Source organism: bacterium, from assembly GCA_026416715.1.
Classification (GTDB): domain Bacteria; phylum UBP4; class UBA4092; order JAOAEQ01; family JAOAEQ01; genus JAOAEQ01.
Genome location: JAOAEQ010000001.1, coordinates 243,043 through 260,223, shown reverse-complemented (window position 1 = coordinate 260,223; position 17,181 = coordinate 243,043). Strand labels below are relative to the sequence as shown.

The window sequence follows — 17,181 nt, the reverse complement described above, 5'->3', positions numbered from 1 at the left end:
ATATATATTACCTTCTTATAAAATTGTAAAAATTAAATTTTTTATAAAAATACAGAGATATATAACATACTTACTCGCTGTTTTTAGATTGTCCAGCATCGGCGTTTGCTAAACAAGTATAATATTCACTCCCACCGTAATACAACCACCATCGACCAGCATAACGCGTAAGCCCAGTAAAAAATACCGTATCTGCAAAACTCGAAATAAACCGATGTGGTTCTTCAGCTGTAAACCCGTTTTCGTAAGGATATTTCGGTTCTGCATAGAGCACCGGTCTTGGAAGATAGGCTAATGGTTTTTCGGGATTAGATTGTGAAAATAAAACTTCACCTATGGCATAAAAATGACCAGTATGGTGTCCGCCGGTAAAAAGAATGATATCCTCGGATCTTTCTGGACTATGATTTGTCAGAGCAAAACATCCTTCTCCACCAGGCCAGCGATATTCGATTTCTTTTGATTCCCAATGAATTAAATCGTCTGAATATGCCATCAATCCATCATTAATATACATAACAAAACTACCATTCACCCGAACTGCTTCATTGATGGGACTTTGAAGTACAACTGGATTCCGATGAATGCGGTTCGCTTTAGGAAATACAATCCCTACTTTTTCCCAATGAAACAAATCATGAGAAATAGCTAAAAATACCCCGCTCATCCGTGGATTATGCATCTCTTCCCACAACCATTGATTACAAAATAAATAATACACATCTTTATATTTTACACAACATACGTCTTCATAACTAAAGCGTTGGTCTTCGCCTTTTCGAAAAAATGGACTATGGATATCATCTTTAATAAAATGAATTCCATCATTACTCACGGCAAGACCAATATCACAAATATAATCAATAGGACTCGACGTGCGAATATCTATTGGACGCTCACCTCGATAAATATAATAGAATTTCCCATCTCGAATCAAAATCGAACCATTATGGACACCACCACTAAAATGACCTTGGTCCCATGAACCAGGAGTCGGCGCAAGGATAGGGTTACCGGTATACTTCTCAAAAGGCCCTATAGCCCATGGATATTCATGAAATAAGTTTTGGGGTACTTTTAAATCTTTTGGAAAATCGCCCCACCACCGTTCTTTTGAATAACAACGTTCCAGCCATGTTTTTTTACGGTCTTGTTCAGCGAACTGCCAATCGAAAACTCCATTTTTAAAAAAGTTTTTAGATTGTTCTAAAGTCATCGGCACCACCTTCATATTATTCTCTTTTTCCTTTGAGTTTATTAAATGACGGTATACATAGGAATAGTTATAACCAGTGCCCAGGTGCGCCATCCCGACGCAGCTGTTCTGAATGCGGCAGCTTCTCGCGACGATTCTGTAAATCCTTTTGCCATGCACTAATAACACTTTGAGTGGCTATAGTTGGCATACACTTAGTATAAAATTTTTCTTTCAATTCGGTTAATTCTTTCACTTTTTCAGGATACTTCGCTGATAAATTGATTCGTTCTTCCGGGTCGTTTTCCAAATCATGGAGTTCCGCCACCAAGACATTAGTTCCGTCATATTGTGATTTTGGACTTACAACATCTCTGGTTAATTTCCATTTTCCTTTCCGAATTGCCCAGCGATCTACTTCCGATTCAAATCCCCAAAAAAGTGTTTGATGTGGCATATTTTTTATTTTGCCTTGGAGGTAAGGAAGAAGATTAATCCCATCAAGTGGTTTTGGTAATTGCGAAGGTTTGGTTATTCCAACTATAGTCGCAAAAATATCAAGATGACTCACTGGATGAATGTAGGTGATTCCTGTTGGTAGTTTTTTAGGCCAATGCAAAATAAAAGGGACTCGAATCCCTCCTTCCCACAAAAATCCTTTTCGTGGACGAAGCCCACCATTATGTTGTACTACTGGCTGACCTTCTCCGCGATCATCTGCGCCTCCATTATCACTCGTAAAAATTATTAGCGTATCTCGCTCAATTTCCAGTTCTTTAAGTTTCGTCATAATTCGGCCGATTCCATCATCTAACGAATCTATCATCGCTCGAGTAATATCGCGATGATTAAATTTACCGCTCCGTTTTAATGCGTATTTTTCAAGTTTTTCCCATTTTGCTTGCATCGGTGGATGCGGTGTATTATATGCTAAATATAAGAAAAATGGTTTTTTCGATTTTGTTTGTTCTTCAATAAACTGAATACTTCGTTGGGTTAGTTCATCAGTTAAATAATCCATCTTTTGGACCGGTTCTTTCTGATCGAAAACATAGGCATCATAATCTAGCGGAAATCCAACGGTTGGATCACCTAAACGGGGATCAAAATAATCATGTTGACCACCGAGAAAACCATAAAACCGGTCAAATCCTCGATGGAGTGGTCCGATTTCATGGTGATATCCGAGATGCCATTTTCCTATAAGAGCGGTAGCATATCCTAGCGACTTTAAATATTCTTGTATCATCATTTCATTTTTGGGAATACCAACCAAAGCTTCTTTAAAATCATACCAACCGAAATACTGTTGATATCTGCCGGTAAGCAATCCTGCCCGGGAAGGTGTACATACCGCGCACGTTGCATACGCTTACATACACTTAATACCTTCTGCTGCTAGTCTATCTATATTGGGAGTCTAAATCCAGGCATCCGGTTCTTGCAGTGATTGCGGATAACAACTCAAATCACCCCAACCTAAATCATCAGTTAAAATTAGCATAATATTAGGCATTTTTGTTGTTTTCGTGAAAATGCTTGCTGGTGAGATTATTTTTGCTGGCATTTTATAGGATAAACTCATTGCAACGCCCCCTAATGCAACTTTCCGTATAAAATCTCTTCGAGAGATTAAATTGGACTCCATGTTATATCCTCCATCACGGAAAAAATCCTATGGTAAACAAAGGTGTATATCGTTTGATGCAATCTAACAAAATATATTTTTCCTTATATAATGGCAATAATCCACTTTTCTGCTGTTGCCATTTAAACATTGGGGAACTAAATGTTATCCCTTTATCTTCAAGAACGCTCAAGCTCAATATTTTTTTCATACCTTTTCTGGCATGAACTTTTCTGCTACTCCAATTATTTCGGAACAGAGATTGCACGATTCACTTATGATCCATCCGAATTCTAACTGTAATGGAGTGATTAATTTCGTCGAACGATATAAACCTTCTCGGGATTTTTATAATCTAATACTTACTATTATCCCATATCCAATTTCATTGAACTGCTCCATCTAACTCCCAGCACGATATCCTAAAAACTCTTAGCTCTTTTTAAACCGAATTACACATGGGTTCGCAGTACGATGCCTTTCCCAGAATTCATTTGGTCCATTTTAAATCGGTTAAATAAGATATAGTGTGATTTTAACCGCTTTTATATTCTTGGGATAACGGTTTCTCTTTTCTAATGAACATCATGTTAGTTTTTAGCGCTACCCGAAATCAGATTATTGCTTCTTGTTGTAGTTCGATTTTGGAAACTTATGAATCCTTTTCGTTTAGATTTTAAGATTTCTAATAGTTGACTTTTCAGTATCAATTATCTTAGACTACGGAAAATTTCCTGCAAAGATACGGCGACATGACAAATATAGGTATCCCCGGCTCCATAATATATATGAATTACATCCGGCTCATCAGGCCATTGGACAATCCCATTGGTAAATACCGTATTAGCGAAAAATCCATTTTTTTCATAATCTTCTTGTGGAAATAAAATCGGTTTTGGTGATCGAGCAATAATTTTTCCCGGGTGATTTTTATCTAAAAGTAATGCACCCAGTGAGTATCCATATTTTTTCGATACGCCATGATAGATTTCAAGCCAACCATGTTTGGTTAATATTGGTGGTGCACCCGCTCCGATTCGTTCCGCATCCCATTTAGTTTCTCGAGGTTGTAGTAATAATTGATGTTTTCCCCAATGGATTAAATCCGGTGAAAAAGCAAGCCAAATTGATGGTTTCGTACAGGGCGCGGCATCGGGACGATGAAGTGCTACATACACATCATTAATTTTCTTAGGGAAAATAACTACATCTTTATTCATCGGATGGAAAATAATTCCATGCCGATAATATTTTTGCCAATTTTTCGTTGAAAGCAATGCAGTACAAATACCAGCTTCTGAAACCGCTACATAGGTTATATAATATATATTATCAATTTTAGTTATACGCGGATCTTCAATACCGTATGTTTCATATGCATTTTGTGGATAAATAGTCGGTTCGGCAGCAATCTGGAAATGCATTCCATCCTTACTTCTTGCGAGACGAAAATGCGATATACTCGTCAGATATAATTTCCATTCATCATAGATAGCTCGAGGGTCAGAAGTCTCTAAACCAGACTTATCTTTATGAAACGATATTATCTTAATGGGGTATTTATTAGATTTAGATATAGCAGCGAGGTCTAAAATGGGAATATGTATCCAACCCTTTTCTGGTTTCGGTCGTTCCGCAACTCGTAACAATAGGATAACTTCATTTTGATAAATAGTTGCACCAGCATTAAATACTCCGATCACTTCAAAATCATTACAGGATGGCTTAATATCTTGCGGAGTAATCAGCGGATTAAAATGATGTCGTTTTCCTAACATAAATTATTTCTCAATGGTGTTTGCCAAATGAATAATGGTTCCTTTACGTATATGTTCCTTAGTTTCAACTAATGCTAAAATATTTTCATTAGGTGCATCGTGGTTACATTATTCTCTAATATAGCTAAAATAAACCCACCATTTCGATCAGCATCATCAATCGCTTTTTTCACTGCATTTTTCACCTGGTCGACTATTCCCAATAGCTAATCTCAAGAGGATGTAAATTCGCCATTAAAGCAGGCTTGATATCCTTAACAATTTGTTTACTACCGTTAGAATACAATCACCATGGAGGAACTTCTAGCGGATCCATACAGTTTATTAATACTGTTTCACGGAAACGAATCTCGTCCGCGAACTTTCCTTGCCCATATGAATGTATCGATTATCAATATACCATGCTGAGAATAATATTCACTTTGCTGTTAAGTTTCGCAAACGAATATGCAACTATACTAACTACGATGACGACAAGGCAAGTAATCCTGAATCTCCTATAAGAATAAAATTAAGGTTTCTTCTTTTACAATATTAGTTAAATGTTGCATGATACGATAAGTTCATCAAATATCGCCAGGGTATCAACAAGGATATAATTTACATTTCGATTCCGTTGTCAAAATAGGAGGTTCATACATGAAATCCAATAGCAGCAATGCTAATTCTCGCCTCTTACGTTGCCCAAGTTCTTACCCTTGGATTTCAACCAATGTCTTTATATTCAATCTCACCTAAAAGATATTAAAACCGTGACTAATCCTTTTGAATTTTTTTAATCTTTTTATTAGCCAGGAAGAAACTATTCAAGAAATATCCGGTTTCACCGGCAATCGGTCTAGTTTTTGATTACGAATTGCGATTGTGACCCGCTCTCGTGAAGTCAAATGGTAATGGTCTCGGTACACTTTACTCATGCTTTCAATCCTGTCATACTAATGCCTTCAATAAACTTCCTTTGTGCTATGAAAAAAAGTACAATAATCGGAATCATCATTACGGTTGAAACCGCCATAATCAAATGCCAAGGAGTTCCTTGTACATGTCCAGTAATGCCTATAAAATTAATTAACGCAATTGGTAATGTATATAATTTTTCTTTGTGGATAAAGATTAATGGGCTCCACAAATCGTTCCAAGAACCGATAAAAGTAAATACCGTTATCGTTAACAACGCTGGTTTGGATAAAGGAATAAATACATCCCATAAAATTCGCACCTCCGATGCGCCATCAATTCTACCTGCGTCAATATAATCTTTGGGAATAGTTTTAAAAAATTGTCGGAGAAGGAAAATACTAAACGCATTAGTTCCTAACCATGCTGGGACAATTAATGGGTAATACGTATTAATCCATCCTAATTTCACAAAAAGTTGAAACACTGGAATTATCGTTATTTGCCCTGGTAACATGATGGTGCTTAATAGGATCCCAAAGATTACATTTCCCCATCTCGCATAAAGACATGCAAAAGCGTATGCAGATAAACTGGTTGATATTAATGTGCCAGCAATAATCATCGTGGTTACAAACAAAGAATTTTTTAGATAAAGTAAAAAATCAAATGTAGTGAGTGCTTCTACATAATTATGCCATTGCAATCGTTCTGGAATCCATTTTTCTGGTGATATCAATATTTCCTGAAATGATTTTAGTGACGTTAAAACCATCCAGGTTAACGGCAATATCATAACTATCGAACCGATAACTAAAACCAAATAAATACTGAACGTTGCGATATTTTTCTTATGAACCATAAATCTATCAGGTTATTCACCACTATAAAAAACCCATTTTTTCGATAATTTAAAATTGCAATAGGTTAATATAACGATGGCCACAAAAAGCATCCACGCCATAGCACAACCTAACCCCATATGAAAATGACCGAATGCTTTTTGATACAAATAAAGTACATAGAATAATGTCGCTCTAGCGGGTCCCCCTGGTCCAGGACCAGCTGCACCAAACACATAAGCCTGGTCAAATACTTTCATAGCACCTATTAACCCCATAACGAAATTAAAAAAGATGACCGGCGACAGCATTGGAAATGTTATATTGATAAATTTCTGAAATAGATTAGCACCATCCATTTCAGCAGCTTCATAAAAAGTTCTGGGAATGTTACGTAATCCGGCGAGAAAAATTATCATTCCGCCACCAAATCCCCAGAGTCCCATTATAATCAAAGCCGGTAATGCCCAAGTGGTCGATAATGTCCATGCCGGACCTTCAATACCGACCGTGGCTAATATTTTATTTAATAAACCGTAATTCGGATTGAATATCCATATCCAGAGGATTCCAGACGCTGTCGCGGGTAATAACGAAGGAAGAAAATAGATGGTTCGGAATAATCCAATGCATCGAATATTTGCACTGAGTAATAGCGCTATAGATAAGGAAATAACAATATGCAAGGGAACACTCACTATTGCATAAATGAATGTCACTTTCACTGAAGGCCAGAACCCCGGATCCATCGTTAGGAGATAGAGATAATTTTTTAACCCAATGAATTTCGGTGGCGTAACTACATTATATTTCGTAAAACTTAAATAAAACGAATATACCATGGGCCCGAATGTAAATAATCCAAAACCAACCAAGCTCGGTAAAATCATGAGATAAAACCAAAGTGTCTGATGTTGAGTTAATTTCATAGTTTTATCACTGACTATTTACTGCCAATCGTTTCTAAAAATTTATTCGTTGAATTCGTTATCTTTTTACATATCTTTTCTGGTTCTATTTGTTCAATCAGCATGCGGTCGATATCCGGCTGGATCACATCGGACGCTAATTCTATATAGTCCGGTAACTTCGGAATCTGTTTACAATATTTTAGTTGTTCATATAAAGCTTGAATATTTTGTGGATTTTCTGTTCGATTTTTCCGAAAGAAAAACTCTTGTGCTACCGATTTACGGATCGGAATAAACCCTTCTTGTGCATGGCGACGAATACTTTCTTTAGAACAGATAAATTTTAAAAATTGCCATACTTCTTCTGGATGTTTTGTTGTTTTCGACATACCTACTGCATCTAATGCGAGTTCGCCACCAGTTCGTGTTTTTGGTCCTTTCGGTAAAATCTCTATGTCCCATTCCAATTCCGGAAATTTATTATAAATTAACCATAATCCGGTATGTCCGCCATAATCCATAGCAAGTTTATTACTCGCAAATCCTTTATCTGGCCCATATCCCGGTTTCGGCGAAATTTTATAGGTATAAATTTTATCATAATAAAATCTTATTCCTTGAATTGCCTCCTGGGTATCCAAGGTACATTTTGTGACAGTTTCGTTAAACATTTCTCCACCAGCTTGCCGAACAAATATCAACCATTCACCCCACCAGCCGGTCATAATATTACTGCCCCAAATTTCAACTTTACCATCTTTCCCAATTTTGGTCAATTTTTGCGCTGCGGTAATATAATCGTTCCAGGTCCATGCTGATGTCGGATAAGGAACCCCTGCTTCGCGAAATATTTTTTTATTATAATAGAGTAAGGAAACATTAAACCATCGCGGAACAAAGTAAAACCTGCCATTCCACTGACATGCATGGAGAATCTCTGGATAAATATCTTCGAGATCCATTTCTCCTGCATCTCGAGTAATATAATCGGTGATATCAGCTAGGTATGGCAATAAATATGCCACCCAAACATCGCCGGTATAAATGATATCTGGTGCCTGATTCGCAGCAATTAATGTTTTTAATTTCGTTTGATACTGGGTCCCCGGTACCCACATCATCTCAACTTGAATATTGGGATATAGCTGTTCAAATCGGGAAATCAACTCTTCGTACATCGGTTTATAAAAATCAACTCCCACCATCCAGGTTATGATAACTTTACTGTCTTTCTCCTGCTGAGATAAACGATTACTCCCGCAAGTAACTAGAAAAAGAACAATACATACACTAACAATAATTATTTGAACGCTACGAATTAAGGTTCGTATTTTCCCCATAATTTAACTGAATCATACATCGCTTGAATATTGGCTATTGGTACACAAGGAGGTAAATTATTCGCTTCTTTAAAAATAAATTTTCCACCCCGTTTAATACTACTACATAAAATATGTCGTGATTTCTCTTTTATCTCTTCCGGACTCAATGCAAGTAAATCCGTTATTAATGGACCACCGAAAATTTCAACGTCGTCGCCTAGTTCATCGCGTATTTTTGTATAATCAATGGGATATCCGAGATCAAATGACTTAATATTGAGTTCTTTCACCAATGTTGGTAAGTGTCGTTGCACATCACCACAAAGATGAATAGCATGTGGACCTTCTCCAGCCAACTCCGCTAAAAACCGCCGATGATATGGTAACACATGCTCTCGATACATTTCCGTTGAAATAAATTGAATGGCATCGTCTGCAAACGCGCCTGATTTCGGCTTCATTTCAACATTCAAATATTTTCTCCAAGCTTTAATTTTTAGAATAATTGCATCGGTCACCAAAGTTAGCAATTTATGGAAATATTCCGCATCAAGCATAATATCTTCCAATAATTCACTTCCCCTGATATTAAACGCTACGGTAAATATTCCATCAGTTGCTAGCGGACAAGGAGGGAGGACTTTGACAGGTTTACCATAAAACTCAAATGATTTGGCCTTTTCTATAAAATATTCATGATATTCTTTTACGCGAGCAAATATTCCACTAAATGGGTCCGGAATTCCGCGATCGAATATCTCATTTTTTTTGTCGCCAGTATATCTCGGACGGGTTGCGGTAACTTGTCCAGGTGGATAATATAGCTCGTTTCCCAACCAAGCCTCTTCCGTTACATTTACAAATTCAGTCCATACTTCCCAATGAGATGAAGGTATACCCATTTCAATATCGTGAGGTAAATTATGTACTACATAATATTTATATTTTAAAAAAGTTTGAAACATTAATTCTGGGTCATTGCTAAATTGCTCCCATTCGATACCTTCTTGATTTAATTTAGGATCAAATATCCAAATCCGCGGACCAATACCTAATGTCATCGGAACCCGAATTGGTTTTCCGGCTCGATAGGCATCCCACACCTGTTTAACTTCTTCATTATGTTTAGTAAAATCTTGTTTTTGCATTATCGAAACCTATATAAGCTATTAACTGGTATATTTCCTACCTTCATCCAACATAATTAAATAGTTTTCTAACGGAATATAATTTGCTACAGTATTGCCGGTGCCTAAACAATATCCGCCACCGGGTTGACAGATATCTAACGTTTGCCTCACACGCTTACGAATCTCTGATTCGGTTGCCGTACAAATAAAATTCATATCGATACCCCCAATAATCGCGATCCGATTACCATACAAACGTTTTGCTTCTGTTACCGGTGTTATAACATCTTCAAACGAATGGCGGCCATCAAGCTTTACCTCATTAATCAACGAGTCCATTAATGGTTCAATATTTCCACATGAATGGAGTATTATCAATTTATTCTTATTATGCGCAACCTCTGCCATTTTTTTATACCACGGTAAAACTTTCTCTAGTAAAAATTGTTTCGGCATTAATAAACCAGTCTTAAATCCCATATCATCTCCACCAAACAACATCCCAACACAATCGTAATCGCAATATACTTCTGCTAGTTTCAAACGATTCTCACCGACTTTTGCAAAAACAGCATCGACTAATTCAGGCTCATCATACATTTTGTAACATAGTTGCTCATAACCAAATAATGCAGACCCGAGTTCATAAATTGAGTGTGTCGGTAGATAGACTTTCATATTTGGCTCAAGATTTTTATTTGCCCAATCTAACGATGATAAATCAAGTTTATTGACATCTGGCCATTGATATTTTTCGAAATCTTCCCAGGTTTGAATTGGACCCTGATGTTCATTTGCCCAGATTCGTTCTCCTCGATTTTGGTTTATAATTGCCGTTGTATCTTGCGATTTTGGTGCGGTGATAAAATTTGGATATATCACTGGCGGCTCAAGTGCACCACAAACAATATCATAACCGAGAAATTTTTGGATTAATACCTCACGTTGATAGCGATAATACTTATCATTTTTATCTAATTTATTCTCCAAATCATATCGGGCAACTACTGCATCTTTTATTTCATTATCTTGATACAATTCCATATAATGGACCCGGGTTGGTGTTCCTTTACGCAAAATATTATTTCGCAATGCTTCAAAATCCGGTTCAACTGGTTTAGTTAATAAATTATTTGGCATATTTTTAATCTCTTATAATGTAATTATTACAGTCTCCGAAAAAAATACTTACCCTGAATGGATTTACACTGAACACTTCTCATGAAAAACTTTGGTTAGATATATCAGTAACCTTTTCATGATGAAATTGATTTGAGCTCAATGTATTACTAAAATTATTATTATATTTCCCATACTCTTTCGCTGTTTCGAACGCGGCATAAACATTCTCGACCGGGGTTCCACTCATGATGATATTTGACGAACCAAAAATATATCCGCCACCAGGAGCAGCAGCATCAATAGCTTTTTTGGTAGCATCAATCACCGCTTGTTTAGTCCCTTGGAGAAGGATTGTCCCGCAACTCAGCCCACCCCAGAGGGTAATCCTATGCCCGTATCGTCTTTTTACTTCCGCTAAATCCATCCCCGAATCAATATCAATCTCACCATAGCCATCGATGCCGGACTCGAGAAATAACTCATCTGCTACCGACCATAGATTGCCATCACTACTGAAGGAATAATAGATTCCTAATGAATGACAATATTCCGTCATGTGGTGTAATCGCGGTACTACCATCCGGCGAAAAACTTTCGGACCATAGAACGGACCATTCTTATCCGCAAAATCCCCGCCCCCAAACACAACTCGGATCCCCAAGGTCTTCTGAACCGCAACGGATTTCTTCTCATAGTCCAATAATGCATCTAACCATCGCTCGATAAGATCTGGACGTAAAACGATGGCTTCAAGCCATATCGGTGGATAATAGGGTATACACATCGCCGTATAACCAAACACCTCTAAGTCATCCCCGCAATAGGTACGGTAAGCAATCAATTCGGTAAAATCGTCGTTCGAAAATGTTTTTGTTCTATACTCTTGTTCAATTTTTTCGATTCTTCTTTCTAATCCATCGATATCTAAAGTATTGTCGCTCGAGTCATAGATCCCAAACATTTGGGAAACCGGATCATATTTCCGAATAGTCCATCTATCACTCGCTAAATCACCATATAGGTAAGTATACGCATCTAACTTCTTTGTCGGTTTTTCTCCGAGTAACCACGGGGTTCGAATCGCATCGAATTCTAGTTTTCTCGCTAAAGCAACGATATCCTGCCGGGTTTTTTCCAGAAATTCTTGATGCGCTTGCTCTCCACGCAACCAAGCTTCCGCTTCTTCCCGATGCAAACTCGCACTCCCAGTAAACGCTTTCCTCCCTAAAATCTCCGACGCTACACTATCCGCTACCGCTTGCTCAAATAACGGAACCCGGTCTCCTTCTTTATGTTGGTAGGCGAATAGAATCCGATCTCGAGATTGCATACTGTTTTAAATCTAGAAAAGAGCCATGGTTTTTTTACGTAACAACTTTCGCGCAGTAACAATGATAGTGTTGTGCTATTACCCTTGTTGCGTTCAGTGGGAAACAAAACGTTCGTAACCAGGAAGTTGTGTTTTACCGCAATTACGGTGGACTAGTTTCCCATTTTGCTATGGGCATTATTTTCCTCTGCGCTTATTCATTTCCAAACTTGTAGAGAGAAGATAGTTCACCAACGTCCGAACCATAACGCCAGTAGCGCCACGGAGCCGATAATGTTTTTCTTTCTCGCTAGTTCCAACAAAATTCGTCGGCGCGATATCAAAATGCACCCACGGGGTATCTCCAACGAAGAATTCGATGAATTTCGCTGCGGTAATCGCACCACCGCTACGTCCGCCGATATTCTTAATATCCGCAATATTACTTTTATCTAATTCCGCATACTCTTCAAACATCGGCATCTGCCAGATATATTCTCCAGCAGGTTTACTCGCTTGGATAAGTTCATCAATAAGCTGCTGGTTATTCCCAAACGCGCCGCTAGTGAATGGACCGAGCGCAATATCACACGCACCGGTTAATGTCGCGACATCAATCAGCGGAGTTAATCCGAGACGTTTAGCATACCCAATCGCATCCGCTAAAATTAATCTTCCTTCCGCATCGGTGGTAACGATTTCAATGGTATTTCCGCTGAACGTTCGCAGGATATCTCCAGGTTTAAACGCTGACCCGCTCGGCAGATTTTCTGTTGCGGGAACTAATGCGGTAACATTGAGTTTCGGTTTCAGTTGGGCAATGGCAACCATCGTTCCGATAACCGCAGCCGCTCCTGCCATATCCGCTTTCATTTCATCCATCCCGCTCCACGGTTTAATCGAAATCCCGCCGGAATCGAAGGTTATCCCTTTTCCAATAAGACCTACCGGCGCTAATTTCGATTTTTTACCTGCACCCCAATACCGAAGAATGATAAACTGCGGCGGTTGCTGACTGCCTTTTGCTACAGCAAGCAACGCACCGAACCCAAGTTTTTCAAGTTCAGGGCGACCAAGGACTTTTATTTCTAAACCAACTTGCCGAGCGATTTTTCGTGCGCGATTGGCTAATTCAGTTGGGGTCATAACCGATGCCGGTTCATTAACCAAATCGCGGGTGAAATTAACGGCGTTCGCAATGATTTCGCCTTTTTTAACCCCAGATTGTACCGCTGGGATTTTCTGCGTATCTGATTCAATGAGGAGAAATTCATCTACCTGTTTACTATTTCCAGATTTCGTTTGATATTTAGCAAAGGTGTATAACCCGAGAATCGCTCCTTCAGCAACCATTTGTCCGGCATGCTCTGGCGATATTCCACCGGCTCCGGCACCATGAACGATTGATGCGATACGTTTCGCGCCGGAGTTCCGTAACGTGCGCGCAGCTTCTGCGGTCGCTTGCCGAATTCGGTCGAGAGCGAATTGTTCCGGTTTACCGAGTCCGACAATAGCAACTTTTTTTGCCGGCAGTTTCCCGAATGTCGGGATAACCGCAACTTCATTCAGTTTTCCTTTAAATTCACCGGCTGAAAGCATCTGACTAATAACGGTATTGAGCAATTTATCAACTGCCGCCGTTGCTCCGTCCGGTTTTTTGCTACCTTCAAAAAGGTTAATGATAATTCCATCAGTTTTAATGCTGGTTATATCTCCAGCAGTAACTTTAATTTGCATGGCATATTCCTTTCTCAATTAATGGGGTTCAATATTTGGTAATAATCATATCAGGGAGAGGGTTAATTTATCAAGCCCTGAAAGTATTAGACTCAGACTTTAATCCATAACTTGGTGCCAATGTAACCATGAGTGTTTCTGGTGGTTTATGGTGGGGTTGCGTGGGTATTGCTTTGAGCAATACCCACGCAACCCCACCTGCTATTCCAAGCGAAAAAACTCGAATGAACGCGACCATTCCATATTTTCTTCTTGCAATTATTCCCTATAACGGATAGAATTTTATTATATAAATATACCGGTAAATAAAGTATATTTTATATATTTTTACGATGCTTATGATGGCGACAGAATTCTTCCGACATCAACTCGATTATCTCTACTTCGTTAATGGATTTGCCTTTATTCTTCTAGCATCAATTTGCATGCTCCTTCATCAAGAACGAACCAACCGACTGCCGTGGTATTGGCTCGGTTTATTCGGGGTTTTGCATGGGATTCATGAATGGCTAGAAATGCTGGTGGTAAGTCTTGGAGATAATCTCTATTTTTCGAGTATCCGAGTCGGGGTGCTGGCGGTATCATTCATCTTAGTATTTGAATTTGGCAGAATCGGAATCAGGAAGTTGGATATTAATATTAAAAGTCCTGCACGATGGATTTATATCCCGCTACTAGCTATTGCGTTACTCGGCAGTCGGTTCGGATTAAGTGGATTTAATGCTTCCTGTAGATATACGTTAGGATTCATTGGTACTCTCTATGCCGCAGCAGCACTTTATTTCGCTGGGCAGCGCGAAGCATCGCGAAATCGGTGGTTAATCTTTTCTGCGGTAAGCATGGTCGGTTATGCGGTTACCGGAGGAATCATTGTTCCGAAATCGGTTTTCCTACCGGCATCAATCCTTAATGAAACCTCATTTGTTACCGTAACCGGGATTCCTATTCAGATATTTCGAACACTTTTTGCGATACTACTCGTATCATTTATCTGGGAGTATCATCAACATCATCAACGGGAACTGTGGCGGCAGATAGAAAAGAAGACGCGCCCCCATTACGGGTTACAGCTAACCATTGTACTACTCATCATTTTAACCAGCGGATGGTTTTTGGTTGACCGAGTCGGAAAAAATGCTGAAAGTAGAGAACGGGAGCATATTCTTAATCAGGCGAAAATAGCGGCGGCAGCAATCAATCCGGAACGATTTGCGAATCTTAGCGGAACGTTAGCCGACCTAAAAAATCCGGATTATATTCGATTACGGGAACAACTGATTTTGATGAACCAATCGAATCCGCAATTGCGCTGGTTATATACGATGCGGTTGCAAAACGGTAAGATACCCTTTATTGTAGATTCAATTCCTGAAGGTGAATACGGTCATGTTGATTCGGGGCAAGCGAATTATGAACAACCACCACCGGAATTATATACGGTATTTACCACTGGGCTCGCATTAACGGCAGGACCATATACCGACGAATGGGGGAGTTTTGTCTCCGGTTTTGCGGCGATACGTGATTTGAAAACCCAGAAGGTTATTGGGGTGTTAGGGATAGATATTGATGCAAAAGATTGGTATACAATGATTGCAACCCGAAGGTTAGCGCCAATCGGGGTCATTTTGTTTATTTCACTATTAATCACCGGTTTTTTCATTGTTCGGTTTCGATTGATCGAATCCGCACAGCGGATACTAGCGAGTGAATCGAATTTGCAAGAAGCGCAATCGGTCGCTAAGATTGGCAGCTGGATTCTTGATGTAAAAACCTCGCGGGTTACTTGGAGCGAAGAACTGTTTCGGATATTTGGTCTCGACCCGAAGCAAGGTGCACCATCTTATCCAGAGGAACATCGGAAAATCATCCATCCCGAAGATATGGATAAACTCGATACTGCCATTCATCAAGCGATTACAGAAGGAAAACCGTATGAGATTATGCTCCGGGTAGTTCGTCCGAACGGTGAGCTTCGATATATTATGGCAATTGGAAAACCACGCCATGCCGCTGACGGTACCGTTGTTCAACTTTTTGGTACCGCACAAGATATTACCGACCGTAAACTGATGGAAGATGCGCTGAAACAAGAACGAGAGTTTATCGATGCGGTGATTACTACCGTCGGCGCGTTAGTGGTGGTTCTCGACCGAGACGGGCGGATTGTTCGGTTCAATCGCGCCTGCGAAACGACTACCGGTTATAAATCTGATGAAGTGCTTGGGAAGCCGTTCTGGGAATTTCTGATTCCGCCTAGTGAACTCGATACAGTTCTCAGCGGGTTTAGACAACTGGTAAGCGGAACCTTTCCGCTGGATGCATTTCCGAGTAAACAGGAAAACCATTGGATTACGAAAGATGGTCGATTACGACTTATCAGTTGGACAAATACGGTATTATATGATGCAAGCGGTAAGGTCGAATATGTTATCGCGAGCGGAATAGATATTACCGAACGGAAACAGGCGGAACTCGCCTTAAAGGAAAGTGAAGAGAAATATCGGCTGATATTTAATAATGTTCCGCTTGGAATAGTTCATTTTGATGCCACCGGTACGGTTATAACCTGTAACGATACGTTAGTGCAGATGCTTGGGTCAACAAAGGAAAAGATAATCGGATTAAATTTAACCACTCTGCCGGATAAAAATATGGTTATTGCGGTGAAAAAATCGTTAAGTGGTGAGTTTGCCCATTATGAAGGAGATTATCGTTCTGTAACCTCTGGGAAACTCGTTCCGATTAAAGTAGAGTATGCGCCGATTATTCTTGATGACGGAACGATTATTGGCGGGGTAGGTATCATTGAAGATATGACCGAGCGAAAGCAGGCGGAAGAAACGATACGTGAGAATGAACTATTGTTCCGAACAATAACGACTTCTGCTAAAGATGCGATTATTTTAATGGATAATGACGGGAATATTTCGTATTGGAATCAGGCGGCGGAGACAATTTTTGGGTATCGAGCGGCGGAAATTCTGGGGAAGAATTTGCATGCAACACTAGCGCCGGCAGAATATCACGCTGCCCATCAAGCGGCGTTCAGAAAATGGCAGGAGACCGGCGAAGGAAATGTGGTAGGGAAAACCGTTGAGTTACGTGCGCGCCGGAAAGACGGGCTAGAAATTCCGATAGAATTATCATTATCGTCGGTATTATTGAAAGGTCGGTGGCATGCGGTTGGGGTTGCTCGGGATATAACCGAGCGAAAGCGAGCAGAAGCGGAAATTTATGCGGCGCAACAGCGATATGCGGATTTAGTGAATAATCTAGCGGTTGGGGTGTATCGGAATACGCCGGGTGCC

General features: G+C 39.5%; 12 protein-coding genes and 1 pseudogene. 1 reads left to right on the top strand and 12 read right to left on the bottom strand.

Annotated elements, in window-relative coordinates; genetic code table 11:
- Window positions 1–70: 70 nt before the first annotated feature.
- From N3A72_01030 to N3A72_00975, 12 genes and pseudogenes are all read right to left on the bottom strand, one after another.
- Window positions 71–1,216, bottom strand: coding sequence for a hypothetical protein (locus N3A72_01030; protein MCX7918193.1), 1,146 nt, complete (start codon window positions 1,214–1,216; stop codon window positions 71–73).
- Window positions 1,217–1,283: 67 nt separating this feature from the next.
- A pseudogene (locus N3A72_01025) lies at window positions 1,284–2,552 on the bottom strand (sulfatase-like hydrolase/transferase).
- 63 nt (window positions 2,553–2,615) lie between these two features.
- Window positions 2,616–2,843: a twin-arginine translocation signal domain-containing protein gene (locus N3A72_01020; protein ID MCX7918192.1), complete on the bottom strand. Its 228-nt coding sequence runs from the start codon at window positions 2,841–2,843 to the stop codon at window positions 2,616–2,618.
- Window positions 2,844–2,856: 13 nt separating this feature from the next.
- On the bottom strand, window positions 2,857–3,033 hold the full coding sequence (locus N3A72_01015; protein ID MCX7918191.1) for a hypothetical protein: 177 nt from the start codon (window positions 3,031–3,033) through the stop codon (window positions 2,857–2,859).
- Between the two features lie 499 nt (window positions 3,034–3,532).
- Window positions 3,533–4,600 (bottom strand): glycoside hydrolase family 130 protein, encoded by a 1,068-nt coding sequence (locus N3A72_01010; GenBank protein ID MCX7918190.1) that lies wholly within the window; start codon window positions 4,598–4,600, stop codon window positions 3,533–3,535.
- 913 nt (window positions 4,601–5,513) lie between these two features.
- A complete protein-coding gene (locus N3A72_01005) occupies window positions 5,514–6,359 on the bottom strand; it encodes a carbohydrate ABC transporter permease (GenBank protein ID MCX7918189.1) in 846 nt (281 codons plus the stop codon).
- Between the two features lie 12 nt (window positions 6,360–6,371).
- A complete protein-coding gene (locus tag N3A72_01000) occupies window positions 6,372–7,268 on the bottom strand; it encodes a sugar ABC transporter permease (protein MCX7918188.1) in 897 nt (298 codons plus the stop codon).
- 14 nt (window positions 7,269–7,282) lie between these two features.
- Window positions 7,283–8,590 carry a sugar ABC transporter substrate-binding protein gene (locus tag N3A72_00995; GenBank protein ID MCX7918187.1) on the bottom strand — a complete coding sequence of 436 codons (1,308 nt, stop codon included), beginning with the start codon at window positions 8,588–8,590 and terminating at the stop codon, window positions 7,283–7,285.
- Entirely contained in the window at window positions 8,569–9,720 is a 1,152-nt protein-coding gene (locus N3A72_00990) for a hypothetical protein (protein ID MCX7918186.1), read from the bottom strand. The genes N3A72_00995 and N3A72_00990 overlap by 22 nt, the downstream gene beginning before the upstream one ends.
- Before the next feature lie 21 nt (window positions 9,721–9,741).
- Window positions 9,742–10,842 (bottom strand): uroporphyrinogen-III decarboxylase-like protein, encoded by a 1,101-nt coding sequence (locus N3A72_00985; protein MCX7918185.1) that lies wholly within the window; start codon window positions 10,840–10,842, stop codon window positions 9,742–9,744.
- 79 nt (window positions 10,843–10,921) lie between these two features.
- Complete coding sequence (locus tag N3A72_00980) at window positions 10,922–12,154, bottom strand: uroporphyrinogen decarboxylase family protein (GenBank protein ID MCX7918184.1); 1,233 nt, start codon at window positions 12,152–12,154, stop codon at window positions 10,922–10,924.
- A gap of 177 nt (window positions 12,155–12,331) precedes the next feature.
- Window positions 12,332–13,870 carry a leucyl aminopeptidase gene (locus tag N3A72_00975; GenBank protein MCX7918183.1) on the bottom strand — a complete coding sequence of 513 codons (1,539 nt, stop codon included), beginning with the start codon at window positions 13,868–13,870 and terminating at the stop codon, window positions 12,332–12,334.
- Between the two features lie 338 nt (window positions 13,871–14,208).
- Here N3A72_00975 and N3A72_00970 point away from each other — a divergent pair.
- Window positions 14,209–17,181: PAS domain S-box protein (locus N3A72_00970; protein MCX7918182.1), on the top strand; the 2,973-nt coding region annotated here is incomplete at its 3' end.